Origin of the sequence: Streptomyces sp. NPDC051172, assembly GCF_040682555.1 — a bacterium.
Taxonomy (GTDB): Bacteria; Actinomycetota; Actinomycetes; order Streptomycetales; family Streptomycetaceae; genus Streptomyces.
The window spans coordinates 1-12,592 of record NZ_JBFBBE010000190.1; the positions used below are offsets into that span (position 1 = coordinate 1).

Annotated in this window: 12 protein-coding genes; 6 read left to right on the forward strand and 6 right to left on the reverse strand. The window is 70.8% G+C overall.

What is annotated here, in order from left to right:
• Positions 1-118 precede the first annotated feature (118 nt).
• Entirely contained in the window at positions 119-1,315 is a 1,197-nt protein-coding gene (locus tag AB0N07_RS47565) for a low temperature requirement protein A (protein WP_365846698.1), read from the forward strand.
• Between the two features lie 17 nt (positions 1,316-1,332).
• Here AB0N07_RS47565 and AB0N07_RS47570 read toward each other — a convergent pair whose 3' ends face one another.
• The 4 genes from AB0N07_RS47570 to AB0N07_RS47585 all read right to left on the reverse strand — a co-directional run bounded on the left by AB0N07_RS47570 (position 1,333) and on the right by AB0N07_RS47585 (position 4,674).
• The gene (locus AB0N07_RS47570) at positions 1,333-2,010 is read right to left on the reverse strand and encodes a GntR family transcriptional regulator (protein WP_365846700.1); all 678 of its coding nucleotides are present in this window, start codon (positions 2,008-2,010) and stop codon (positions 1,333-1,335) included.
• Positions 2,011-2,149: 139 nt separating this feature from the next.
• Complete coding sequence (locus tag AB0N07_RS47575; protein WP_365846702.1) at positions 2,150-3,088, reverse strand: beta-ketoacyl-ACP synthase III; 939 nt, start codon at positions 3,086-3,088, stop codon at positions 2,150-2,152.
• 148 nt (positions 3,089-3,236) lie between these two features.
• Complete coding sequence (locus AB0N07_RS47580; protein WP_365846704.1) at positions 3,237-3,371, reverse strand: hypothetical protein; 135 nt, start codon at positions 3,369-3,371, stop codon at positions 3,237-3,239.
• Positions 3,340-4,674, reverse strand: a complete 1,335-nt coding sequence (locus AB0N07_RS47585) for an OFA family MFS transporter (protein WP_365846706.1) — start codon at positions 4,672-4,674, stop codon at positions 3,340-3,342. Before AB0N07_RS47585 ends, AB0N07_RS47580 begins: the two co-directional genes overlap by 32 nt.
• A gap of 226 nt (positions 4,675-4,900) precedes the next feature.
• On the opposite strand from AB0N07_RS47585, the gene AB0N07_RS47590 reads away from it, so the two are divergent.
• The 5 genes from AB0N07_RS47590 to fdhD are packed head-to-tail and all read left to right on the forward strand — an operon-like array spanning position 4,901 to position 11,350.
• A complete protein-coding gene (locus AB0N07_RS47590; protein WP_365846708.1) occupies positions 4,901-5,872 on the forward strand; it encodes a 2-dehydropantoate 2-reductase in 972 nt (323 codons plus the stop codon).
• A gap of 10 nt (positions 5,873-5,882) precedes the next feature.
• On the forward strand, positions 5,883-7,808 hold the full coding sequence (locus AB0N07_RS47595) for a molybdopterin-dependent oxidoreductase (RefSeq protein WP_365846710.1): 1,926 nt from the start codon (positions 5,883-5,885) through the stop codon (positions 7,806-7,808).
• Positions 7,809-7,812: 4 nt separating this feature from the next.
• Positions 7,813-9,636 carry an NADH-ubiquinone oxidoreductase-F iron-sulfur binding region domain-containing protein gene (locus tag AB0N07_RS47600; protein WP_365846712.1) on the forward strand — a complete coding sequence of 608 codons (1,824 nt, stop codon included), beginning with the start codon at positions 7,813-7,815 and terminating at the stop codon, positions 9,634-9,636.
• Positions 9,633-10,493 carry a 2Fe-2S iron-sulfur cluster-binding protein gene (locus tag AB0N07_RS47605; RefSeq protein ID WP_365846714.1) on the forward strand — a complete coding sequence of 287 codons (861 nt, stop codon included), beginning with the start codon at positions 9,633-9,635 and terminating at the stop codon, positions 10,491-10,493. Before AB0N07_RS47600 ends, AB0N07_RS47605 begins: the two co-directional genes overlap by 4 nt.
• A gap of 8 nt (positions 10,494-10,501) precedes the next feature.
• Positions 10,502-11,350 (forward strand): formate dehydrogenase accessory sulfurtransferase FdhD, encoded by an 849-nt coding sequence (gene fdhD / locus AB0N07_RS47610; RefSeq protein ID WP_365846716.1) that lies wholly within the window; start codon positions 10,502-10,504, stop codon positions 11,348-11,350.
• A gap of 97 nt (positions 11,351-11,447) precedes the next feature.
• On the opposite strand, the gene AB0N07_RS47615 is transcribed toward fdhD, so the two are convergent.
• Together AB0N07_RS47615 and AB0N07_RS47620 are read right to left on the reverse strand one after the other, a co-directional pair.
• Positions 11,448-11,975: an isochorismatase family protein gene (locus tag AB0N07_RS47615; protein ID WP_365846718.1), complete on the reverse strand. Its 528-nt coding sequence runs from the start codon at positions 11,973-11,975 to the stop codon at positions 11,448-11,450.
• 19 nt (positions 11,976-11,994) lie between these two features.
• A complete protein-coding gene (locus tag AB0N07_RS47620) occupies positions 11,995-12,432 on the reverse strand; it encodes a MarR family transcriptional regulator (protein ID WP_365846720.1) in 438 nt (145 codons plus the stop codon).
• Positions 12,433-12,592 lie beyond the last annotated feature (160 nt).

Sequence of the window (12,592 nt, forward strand, 5' to 3'; positions counted from 1 at the left end):
GGCGGCCCTCCCCGGGAGGGCCGCCTCACGCGCGCTGTGCCGGCCGAGGGCCTGGGCGTCGTCGAGGACCTTGGCAAGCGCCGCATACCATCTGATCAACGTCGGTTCAGGGGGACACGTGGGCATCGCCATACCGGAGAGCACCGCGAAGCAGGAACATGAAGAAGGCCGCCGGGTCACGACGCTGGAACTCTTCTTCGACCTCGTCTTCGTCTTCACCCTCACCCAGCTCAGCGTGCTGCTCGCAGGCGACCTGACCTTCGCCACGGCGGGCCGGGTCGCGCTGATCTTCGTGGTGCTGTTCTGGATGTACGGCGCCTACGCGTACCTCACCAACCAGGTCCCGCCCGACCGCCCCTCCCGGCGGCTGCTGCTGATGCTGGGCATGGGCGCGTTCCTGGTCTGCGCGCTGGCGATCCCGCGCGTCTTCGACGACACCGGCGTGGTCTTCGGGCTCGGCTTCCTGGCCGTCGTGGTCGTGCACACCGCCCTCTACACCCGCAGCCACGGCCGGGACGCGATCTGGTACGGCGTCCCCAACTCGCTGGCGGCGCTGGCCGTCACCGCGGCGGGCTTCCTCGACGGACTCGCGGCGGACGGGCTGTGGCTGCTCGCGCTGCTCCTGCAGTTCATGACGCCGTTCCTGGCCGAGCACGGCCCCGGCCGGGCCGACGGGCGGTCGGCCGCGGCCGTGCGCGTCCAGCTGGGCAGCCTGGACCCGGCGCACTTCGTGGAGCGGCACGGACTGCTGCTGATCGTCGCGTTCGGCGAGTCCGTCATCGCCATCGGCACCGGGATCGGCGAACTTCCGCTCACCCCGGGCCTGTTCGGCGGAGCGTTCCTGTCGCTGTCGCTGGCGGTCGCGCTGTGGTGGACGTACTTCGTGCGGGACGAGGAGGCCGCCGAGGCCACGTTCCGGAACACGTCGGCACCGAGTCGCTGGCGGCTGGCGATGAACGCGTACTACTACGCCTTCCTGCCGATGCTGCTCGGCATCGCCTACCTGGCCACGGGTGTGAAGAAGACCCTGGGCCACCTCACCGAACACCTGCACACCGGCCCCGCCCTGGCTCTCGCGGGGGGCGTGGCGCTCTTCCTCGCGGGGGACGCGGCCTTCCGGACGGTCCTGCGCCTGTATCCCGTCCGCTTCCGGGCGACCGCCGCCCCGGTCCCCCTGGCCGCCGCGCTGCTCGGCGTCCACCTGTCGGCGGTCGCCGAACTCCTCGCCCTGGTGGGCGTGTTGGTGGTCATGCTGGCGGTGGAGGCACGCTGGTGCGCGGCGAGCGAGGCGCCTTCGGATCTCGTGCGAACCTGACCGCTGCGTGGCCCAGGTCAGGACTCCGCCCGCTCGTGATACGACCGCCGGGTGTGCTCCGTGTGCTCCCGCATCAGCTGGGTGGCCCGCTGTTCGTCACGGTCGGAGATCGCGGCGATCAGTTCGCGGTGCTCGATCCAGGACTGCCGGCCGCGCTGCCGGGCGATGGGTGTGTAGTACCAGCGCACCCGGCGGTCGACCTGGGCGGCGAGCTCGGCGAGGACCGCGTTGCCCGCCAGGTCCATGATCTTCGCGTGGAAGCGGGCGTTCATCGTGACGGCGCCGTCCACGTCGTCCGCGGCGACGGCCTTCTCACCCTCGGTGCACAGCTCCTCGAGCACCGAGATGCCGGCGCTGCCCGCGTTGGCGGCGGCGAGCCGGGCCGCCTCGGCCTCCAACAGCGTGCGGACGGTGAGGAGCTGGTCGGCCTCCTGCTCCGTGGGCTCGTGCACGAACGCGCCCTGGGCGGGCCGCAGATCGACCCACCCCTCGGTGTTCAACCGCTGCAGCGCCTCCCGCACGGGCTGCCGGGACACCCCGAGGTGGCCTGCGAGTTCACTCTCGACGAGGTGCTGGCCGGGCTGCAGGGCACGCGTGGTGATCAGTTCGAGGAGCGCCTCGTAGACGCGGTCGCGCAGCGGGCCGGGCCGTTCGAGCTTGGGTACCGCACCCTGCGGCAGTCCTGTCGACAACATCGGTCGGTCCCCCTCCTGAGCAGCGCGGAGCAACTGCAGCCGGAAAGCCAGTATGGATTGTCTTTCGTCTACAGTCTACGGCGCACAGTGGCCGGGGGTGCGGGGGGTCGAGTGCGTCACATGGGACCGTACGCGCAGGTCACGGGCAGCGGACGACCTGTCCGGCGTATGACAGGTTCCCGCCGAAGCCGAACAGCAGCACCGGGTCCCCGGCCGAGATGGCACCCTTCTCGACGAGCTTGGAGAAGGCGAGCGGGATGCTCGCGGCCGATGTGTTCCCGGACTCGGCGACGTCCCGCGCGACCACGGCGTTGACGGCGCCGATCTTCTCGGCGAGGGGCTCGATGATGCGCAGGTTCGCCTGGTGCAGTACGACTCCGGCGAGGTCCTCGGGGGCGAGTCCGGCGCGCTCGCAGGCCTTGCGGGCGATGGGCGGCAGCTGGGTGGTGGCCCAGCGGTAGACGCTCTGCCCCTCCTGTGCGAACCGCGCGGGCGTGCCCTCGATGCGTACCGCGTGCCCCATTTCGGGCACGGAGCCCCACAGCACGGGCCCGATGCCGGGCTCGTCCGCGGCCTCCACGACGGCGGCCCCCGCCCCGTCGCCGACGAGCACGCAGGTGGTGCGGTCGCTCCAGTCGGTCACGGCGGACATCTTGTCGGCGCCGATGACCAGCGCACGCAGCGAGGCGCCCGCCCGGACCGCGTGGTCGGCGGTGGCCAGGGCGTGGGTGAACCCGGCGCACACGACGTTGACGTCCATCGCGGCGGGCGAGGGGATGCCGAGCCGGGCGGCGACCCGGGCGGCCATGTTGGGCGAGCGGTCGACGGCGGTGGAGGTGGCGACCAGGACCAGGTCGATGTCACCGGGCGCGAGGCCGGCCGCCGCGAGCGCCTTGGCCGCGGCGTGGGCGGCCAGCTCGTCGACCGGCTCGTCGGGCCCGGCGATGTGGCGTGTGCGGATGCCCACCCGGGACGTGATCCACTCGTCACTGGTGTCGACCAGACCCGCCAGGTCCTCGTTGGTGAGCACCTTGGCGGGTTGGTAGTGGCCGACGGCGGCGATGCGCGAGCCGTTCATTGGTGGTCCCCCTCGTTGCCTTGGGTTGCGGGATCCACCAGTCTGATCAGTGACTCACGGGTACGAGGGCAGCCAAGACGACAGGATTCGGGCGCCAGGGTTGTCGGCTTCTGTCAGGCCTTCGGACGCCCGAACACTTACCGAACGGTCACCCGGTGAACAGCTTCGTCGCCTTCTGTACGAGCTCGTACACGCCGTAGACGAGCGGTGCCCCCACCCACAGCCAGGCGAAGGCGATCAGCGGGCGCCGGTCAGGCGGACTCTGACTGCTGTCGTTCGACATCGACGGTCTCCTCCCTGGGGGCGGGAATGTGGTGGCGGGCATTGACGGGCCGGACGAGTTCGTTGGCGACGAAGCCGACGACGAGCAGCCCGATCATGATGATGAAGGAGAGTCCGTACAGGGACGCGCCGCTCTTGCCGGCCTCCTTCTGGTGGTCGGCGATCCAGTTCACGATCAGCGGTCCGAGGACGCCGGCCGTGGACCAGGCGGTGAGCAGCCGGCCGTGGATGGCGCCGACCTGGTACGTGCCGAACAGGTCCTTCAGATAGGCCGGGATGGTGGCGAAGCCGCCCCCGTAGAAGGACAGGATCACCATCGCGCACAGGACGAACAGCGGCTTTGAGGAGTCGCCGAACAGCGCGATCAGCGCGTACATCAGCGCACCGAAGCCCAGATAGACGCGGTAGATGTTCTTGCGTCCGATCAGGTCGGAGGTGGACGACCAGCCGATACGGCCCGCCATGTTGGCTGCGGAGAGCAGCGCGACGAAACCGGCCGAGGCCGAGACGGACACGGGGGTCGACGTGTTCTTGAAGAAGTCCTGGATCATCGGGGCGGCCTTCTCCAGGATGCCGATGCCCGCGGTCACGTTCATGCAGAGCACGACCCACAGACACCAGAACTGCGGGGTGCGGATGGCCGTGTTGGCCGAGACCTGCGGCCCCTGGAAGGCGCTGGGCGCGCCCTCGACCGGCCGCTCGCTGCGCGGCACCCGCACCAGCAGCACGCCGAGCGCCATGAAGACGGCGTACGACAGGCCGTGCACGAGGAAGGCGAGCGCGATCCCGGAGCTGTCGGTGCCGAAGGACTCCAGCATCTGCGTGGACCACGGAGAGGCGATGAGCGCGCCGCCGCCGAAGCCCATGATCGCGATGCCCGTGGCCATGCCGGGCCGGTCCGGGAACCACTTGATCAGCGTGGAGACGGGCGAGATGTAGCCGATGCCGAGGCCGATGCCGCCGACGAAGCCGTAGCCGAGGACGATCAGCCAGTACTGCTCGGTGGCCGCGCCCAGTGCGGAGATCAGGAAGCCGGACGAGAAGCAGACCAGGGCGACGGTCATCGCCCAGCGCGGCCCGTTGCGCTCCACCAGTGTGCCGCCGAACGCGGCCGACAGGCCGAGCATGACGATGGCGAGCTGGAAGGGCAGCGCGCTCTGCGTTCCGCTGAGGCCGAGCGAGGACTCCAGGGGCGGCTTGAAGACGCTCCAGGCGTAGGCCTGGCCGATGGAGAGATGGACGGAGAGAGCGGCGGGGGGAACCAGCCAGCGGCTCCAGCCGGCCGGTGCGACAGGGGGACTCATGATCCCGAACGTAAGGGAACGGCAAGGGAGTTGAGAAGGCGGCGCGTCGACCGTATGCGATGAGCGGTATGCGGCGAGCGCCGAACGGTCGGACCGCCCGGTTTTCCCGACCGTGCACGGAGGCTTGTGGCCCTCGCCACCATACTGTAGACAATATTCAGTCGACAATGTTCGGCAGTCCGGCCGTCTCCGCGGTATCCCTCGAACCGAACGGAGCTCCCTCGTCATGAAAGTCGCAGTTCTCGGCGCCGGTGCGATCGGCGCCTACGTCGGCGCCGCGCTCCATCGCGCCGGCGCCGATGTGCATCTCGTCGCCCGTGGACCGCACTTGGCGGCCATGAGGCAGCACGGAGTACGGGTGCTCAGCCCGCGCGGCCACTTCACCGCGCACGCCCACGCCACCGACGACCCGGCCGAGATCGGCCCGGTCGACTACGTCTTCCTGGGCCTGAAGGCCCACTCGTACGCGGCGTGCGGGCCGCTGATCGAGCCCCTTCTGCACGACACCACGGCGGTGATCGCCGCCCAGAACGGCATCCCCTGGTGGTACTTCCACCGGCACGGCGGCCCCCACGACGGCCACCGCGTCGAGAGCGTGGACCCGGACGGCGCGGTCAGTGCGGTGCTCGCGCCCGAACGGGCCGTCGGATGTGTCGTCTACGCGGCCACCGAGCTCGAAGGACCAGGTGTCGTACGGCACTTGGAAGGCACCCGGTTCTCCATCGGCGAGCCCGACCGCAGTGTGTCCAAGCGCTGCCTGGCCTTCAGCGAGGCCATGGTCGCCGGTGGCCTGAAGTGCCCGGTCGAGCCGGAGCTGCGGGGCGACATCTGGGTCAAGCTGCTCGGCAACATCTCCTTCAACCCGATCAGCGCGCTGTCCCGCGCCACCATGCGGCAGATGTGTCTGCACGGCGGCACCCGCAAGGTCATCGAGACCATGATGGCCGAGACCCTCGCCGTCGCCGAGGCGCTCGGCTGCGAGGTCGGTGTCTCCATCGAACGCCGTCTCGCCGGCGCCGAGCGCGTCGGCGACCACCGCACCTCCACGCTCCAGGACCTGGAGCGCGGCAAACCGCTCGAACTCGACGTCCTGCTCGCGGCCGTCGTCGAGTTGGCGGAGATCACCGGCGTCGAGGTGTCCACCCTGCGCACCGTGCACGCCATCTCGGACCTGCTCGCACTGAGGAGCGCCGCATGAGGAGTGTCGTATGAGCAAACGCGACCGGACCCCGAAGACCTACACCCGGCTCACCCACCCGCTGGTCCGCGACTCGCGCGACGAGCCGTTCCGGCAGGCGAGCTGGGAGGAGGCCCTGGACCGGGCGGCGCGCGGGCTGCAGCGCAACCGCGGCGCGTTCGGCATGTTCTCCTGCGCCCGCGCGACCAACGAGATGAACTACGTGGCGCAGAAGTTCGCGCGGGTCGTGATGGGCACCAACAACGTCGACTCCTGCAACCGCACGTGTCACGCCCCCAGCGTGGCCGGTCTGAGCGCCGCGTTCGGCTCCGGCGGCGGCACCTCCTCGTACGAGGAGATCGAGCACACGGACGTCATCGTGATGTGGGGATCCAACGCCCGCTTCGCGCACCCGATCTTCTTCCAGCACGTCCTGAAGGGCATCAGGAACGGCGCCCGGATGTACGCCGTCGATCCGCGGCGTACCTCCACCGCCGAGTGGGCGGAGAGCTGGCTCGGCCTCAACGTCGGCACCGACATCCCGATGGCCCATGCGATCGGCCGCGAGATCATCCACGCGGGCCTGGCCAACGAGGCGTTCATCGAGCGGGCGACGACCGGCTTCGAGGAGTACAAGGCGCTCGTCGAACCGTGGACGCCGTCCCTCGCCGAGAAGGTCACGGGCGTACCGGCGCGTGCGATACGGGAGTTGGCGCACGCCTACGCCCGCGCCGAACGCGCCCAGCTGTGCTGGACCCTCGGCATCACCGAGCACCACAACGGCACCGACAACGTCCGCGCGCTGATCAACCTCTCCCTGCTGACCGGACAGGTCGGCCGCTACGGCGCCGGGCTGCAACCGCTGCGCGGCCAGAACAACGTGCAGGGCGGCGGCGACATGGGCGCCATCCCGAATCGCCTGCCGGGCTTCCAGGACATCCTCGACCCGGACTCCCGGCTGAAGTTCGAGTCGGCCTGGGGCACCGTGATCCAGCCGCACCACGGGCTGAACCTGACGGAGATGTTCGAGGCGATGGAGGAGGGCTCCCTCAAGGCCGTCTACTGCATCGGCGAGAACCCCGCGCAGTCGGAGGCCGACAGCGAGCAGGCCGTCCGCCGGATGCGGCAGCTGGACTTCCTCGTCGTCCAGGACATCTTCCTCACCAGGACGGCCGAGCTGGCGGACGTGATCCTGCCCGCGACCGCGGGCTGGGCGGAGACCGACGGCACGACCACCAACAGCGAGCGGCGGGTTCAGCGCGTGCGCCGGGCGGTCACCCCGCCCGGCGAGGCGCGCGAGGACATCGACATCATCTGCGAGCTGGCGGCGCGCCTCGGCCACGACTGGAAGTACGCCGACGCCGAGGCCGTCTGGAACGAGCTGCGCTCGGTCTCCCCGGACCACTACGGGATGACGTACGAACGCCTGGAGGAGCACCAGGGCATCCAGTGGCCGTGCCCGAGCACCGAGGAGCTCGAACCTACCTATCTGCACGGCCGGTTGTGGGAGAAGGACCCGGCCCGGCGCGGAATGCCCGCGCCCTTCGGGATCGTCCAGCACGATCCGCCGGTCGACCTCACCGACGAGGAGTACCCGATCCGGCTGACGACCGGGCGGCGTCTCGACTCCTACAACACCGGTGTGCAGAGCGGCGGTTACGCCTCCCCGCTCCGGCGCGGCGAGTACATCGAGCTGTGCCCCGAGGACGCCGAGCGCTACGGGGTCGTGGTCGGCGAGGAGGTCCGGGTGTCCTCGCGGCGGGGGTCCGTGGTCGCCCCCGTGTGGGTGGACACGGCGCTGCGGCCCGGGCTCGCCTTCATGACCATGCACTTTCCCGACGAGGTGGACACCAACCAGCTGACGATCGAGGCGAACTGCCCGATCGCGGGGACGGCGGAGTTCAAGGCGTCGGCGGTCCGGATCGAGAAGCTCCCCGTCGCGACCATCGTGAGGTGACCTGGTGGATCTGCACTTCGGCGACAGCGAGCCGACAGACGACGAACGGGACGCGGTGGACGCCCTGTTGGGCCCCCCGGAGTCCTCCTGGGAGGGCGCGGACCGCTCCGACGCCGACCTGAGGTGGGCCCGCGGCGGCCGCGCGGCCCGGGAGAGGCGCGACCTGCTGTTGCCGGGGCTGCACGCCGTCAACGACCGGATCGGCTGGATCAGCGAGGGCGCCCTCGACTACCTGTGCCGGCGGCTGACCGTACCTCCTGCGGAGGCGTACGGCGTCGCCACCTTCTACGCCATGTTCTCGGTGCAGCCCCGCCCCGCCACCGTGCTCCACGTGTGCACGGACCTGGCCTGCGCGGCCGCCGGGGCGCCCGGGCTGTGCGCCGGGATCGAGGCACGGCTGGGTCCGGGCAGCGGCGTGAGCGTCGAGCGCAGCCCCTGCCTCGGTCTGTGCGAGCGGGCCCCGGCGGCCCTCGCGATCAGGGCGGGCGACCCGGTGCGTACGGCCGTGGCGGCGCCGGCGACGGTGGAGGCGGCCGTACTCGCCGCGAGCGCGCCGGACTCGGCGCCGGAGGAACCGCCGGCGGCGATGGCGGTGCCCCAGGCCGGACAGGACGGCCTTGTCCTGCTGCGGCGGGTCGGCGTGGTCGACCCGGAAAGTCTCGACGACTACCGGGCCCACGGCGGCTACACCGCCCTGCGCCGGGCCTTCGGGCTGGGCCCCGCCGGAGTCATCCGCGAGGTCACCGACTCCGGCCTGGTCGGGCGCGGCGGGGCCGCGTTCCCCACCGGCCGCAAATGGCAGGCCACGGCGTCGCAGCCCGACCACCCCCACTACCTCGTCTGCAACGCCGACGAATCCGAGCCGGGCACCTTCAAGGACCGCGTGATCATGGAAGGCGACCCTTACGCGCTGGTCGAGGCGATGACGATCACCGGATACGCGACCGGCGCGCAACGGGGGTTCGTCTACCTGCGCGGTGAGTACCCGCGGGCCCTGCGCCGCCTGGAGCATGCGCTCGCGCAGGCACGCGCGCGTGGCTTCCTCGGCGAGGACGTCCTCGGCCAGGGCTACGCCTTCGACATCGAGATCCGGCGCGGCGCGGGCGCCTACATCTGCGGCGAGGAGACGGCCCTGTTCAACTCCATCGAGGGCCACCGCGGCGAGCCGCGCTCGAAGCCGCCCTTCCCGGTGGAGAAGGGCCTGTTCGGCAAGCCGACGGTCGAGAACAACGTGGAGACGCTGGTCAACGTCCTGCCGATCCTGACCATGGGCGCCCCGGCCTACGCGGCGATCGGCACCGAGCGGTCCACCGGCCCGAAGCTGTTCTGCGTCTCGGGCAGCGTGGACCGGCCCGGCATCTACGAGCTGCCGTTCGGGGCGACGCTCGGCGACCTGCTCACCCGGGCCGGGGTGCGGGACCGGCTGCGGGCGGTGCTGCTCGGCGGTGCGGCAGGCGGCTTCGTACGGCCGGACGAACTGGACATCCCGCTCACCTTCGAAGGCACCCGCGAGGCGGGCACCACGCTCGGCTCGGGTGTCGTGATGGCCTTCGACGACACGGTCCCGCTGCCCCGGCTGTTGCTGCGCATCGCCGAGTTCTTCCGCGACGAGTCATGCGGCCAGTGCGTGCCCTGCCGGGTCGGGACCGTGCGCCAGGAGGAGGCGCTGCACCGGATCGCCGAGCGCACCGGCGCGGCGGCCGCCGACGACATCGCCCTGCTCAGAGAGGTCGGCCGCGCGATGCGGGACGCCTCGATCTGCGGCCTGGGACAGACCGCGTGGAACGCCGTGGAATCCGCCATCGACCGTCTGGGGGCGTACGAATGACCGTGACACCGCTGGGGATCCCGCGCCGGCTGCTGGAGTTCACGATCGACGGCCAGGAGGCCAGGGTCCCGGAGGGTTCGACCATCCTGGACGCGTGTCGTGGCGTCGGGAAGGACATCCCGACCCTATGCGAGGGCGACACCCTCAGGCCCAGGAACGCGTGCCGGGTCTGCGTCGTCGAGGTTGAGGGGGCGCGGACCCTCGTCCCTGCCTGCTCCCGCATGGCCGAGCCCGGCATGGTCGTGCGGACCGACACCGAGCGCGCCCGCCACAGCCGCAGGATCGTCCTCGAACTCCTCGCCTCCTCCGTCGACTTGTCGACGACTCCACAAGTCGCCGAATGGATCAAGGAGTACGAGGCGAAGCCGGACCGCTTCGGCCCGGACGCGGCCCGCCTGGACGAGGAGCCCAGGGTCGACAACGACCTGTATGTGCGCGACTACGGCAAGTGCATCCTCTGCTACAAGTGCGTGGATGCCTGCGGCGACCAGTGGCAGAACACCTTCGCGATCTCGGTCTCCGGCCGCGGCTTCGACGCCCGGATCGCCGTCGAGCACGACGCTCCGCTCACCGACTCGGCGTGCGTGTACTGCGGCAACTGCATCGAGGTGTGCCCGACGGGGGCGCTGTCGTTCAAGTCGGAGTTCGACATGCGCGCGGCGGGTACCTGGAACGAATCAGGGCAGACGGAGACGACGACGGTGTGCGCGTACTGCGGAGTGGGCTGCAACCTCACTCTCCACGTGCAGGACAATGAAATCGTGAAGGTCACCTCACCGCACGACAACCCGGTGACCCACGGCAACCTCTGCATCAAGGGCCGCTTCGGCTACCAGCACGTACAGAACCGGGACTGAGACACGACATGGGACGAGTCACGGAACGACGCAAGGTGATCCGCATCCGCGACGGGGCGGTCTCGTCCCGCCCGGACACGCTCGTCGCCGAGGAACCGCTGGAGATCCGGCTGAACGGCAAGCCGCTCGCGATCACCATGCGCACCCCGGGCGACGACTTCGCGCTGGCCGCGGGCTTCCTGGTCAGCGAGGGCGTGCTCGCCGGGCAGGACGACCTGCAGAACATCGTGTACTGCGCAGGGGCCACGGTCGACGGCTCGAACACGTACAACGTGGTGGACGTGCGGACCGCGCCGGGGGTGCAGATCCCCGACATCACCCTCGAACGGAACGTCTACACGACCTCGTCCTGCGGGCTGTGCGGCAAGGCGAGTCTCGACGCGGTCCGTACGACGGCCCGCTGGCCGATCGCCGACACTCCCCCGGTCCGCGTCGCACCCGAGCTGCTCGCCAGCCTCCCCGACCGGCTGCGCGCGGCCCAGCGGGTCTTCGACCGGACCGGGGGTCTGCACGCGGCCGCCCTGTTCACGGAAGACGGCGAGCTGCTGGACATACGGGAGGACGTGGGCCGGCACAACGCGGTCGACAAGCTGGTGGGCCGCGCCCTGCAGAACGGCGACCTGCCGCTGTCCCGCACGATCCTGCTGGTCTCGGGCCGCGCCTCCTTCGAGCTGGCACAGAAGGCGGTCATGGCCGGGATCCCGGTCCTGGCGGCGGTCTCGGCACCTTCGTCCCTCGCCGTCGACCTGGCCGCGGAGACCGGCCTGACCCTCGTGGGCTTCCTGCGGGGCAGCTCCATGAACGTGTACGCGGGCGAGAACCGCATCGCTCTGCGGACCGCGGCCGCCCAGGGGTGACCGGCTCTCCGCGACACGGCGGCGGGGCCCCGGCCGGCGGGGAGCGCCCCCTGCGCCGCAGGGGCCCCGCCTCAGCTGCCCGCGCCGCCCTGCGGGATCAGCCCGCCACGAACCGCACCTCGTCCACCGTCACCACGGTCCCCAGCCGCGGAAAGTCCAGCCGCACCGACGCGTCGTGCTCGGCGGCCGTGAGCGCGGCCATGGCGTCCTCGACGAAGACCAGGTCGTAGCCGAGGTCTCCGGCGGCCCGGGCGGTGGACTCGACACCGAGGTTGGTGGCGATCCCGCCGAAGACGAGCGTGCCCACGCCCCGGTCACGCAGCAGGTCGTCAAGCCCCGTGCCCTGGAAGCCGCCGATGGTCCGCTTCACGACCTCCAGGTCGCCGTCCCGGGCCAGACCGGCCACCAGCCCGCTGCCGGGCGGCTGTTCGGCGACACCGGGGCGTTCGACCCGGACGAGGACGACGGTCGCGCCCGCCGAGCGGAACACGGTCGCCAACTCCTCGGCGGCGGACAGGACTTCGGTGCCCTTGCGGGGCTCCAGGGGCAGCGCGACGATCCGGTCCATCAGATCGACGAGGACGAGGGCGCTGCGCGCGGGATCGAGAGCGAGGGATACGGCCATGACGGAACGTTATCCGCCGTCAGCTCTCCGTACCGGAAATCCGGATCAACAGGTCCATGAACTGGTCGCGTTCGACCGCGGAGAGCGGCGCGAGCAGCTCGTCGTTGGCCTTGCGCGCCGCCCACTCGGACCGCTTGAGCAACCGCGCACCGTCCCCGGTGAGCGACACCGCGTTCTTGCGGCGGTCCTTGGGGTCCGGTTCGCGTACGACAAGACCGGCCGACTGCAGGTCATTGATGACGCCGACCAGATCCTTCGGGTCGAGCTGCACGCCGCGCCCGAGGTCGGCCTGAGCGACGGGGCCGAGGTCGCGCACGGCGGAGAGCACCACGTGGTGCCACATCTTCAGCCCCTCCGCGGCCAGTGCCTCGGCCACCAGGGCCCGGCCACGCGCGGCGGCACGGCCGAGCAGCCAGCTGGGGAGGGAGCGGATCGCGGCGAGTGGGGCTTCGGACATGCCGACAGCCTAGTGTTCCGGTCCGCAGATCCTGTCGCAGTAGCGGCAGATGCGGTCGATGATCCGGTCCGCGGTCTTGGTCCATCTGAAGGGGCGGGCCTGCTCGTTCCAGGTCTCGATCCAGTCCTCGAGCGCGGTCTTGAGCTCGTCGAGTGAGCAG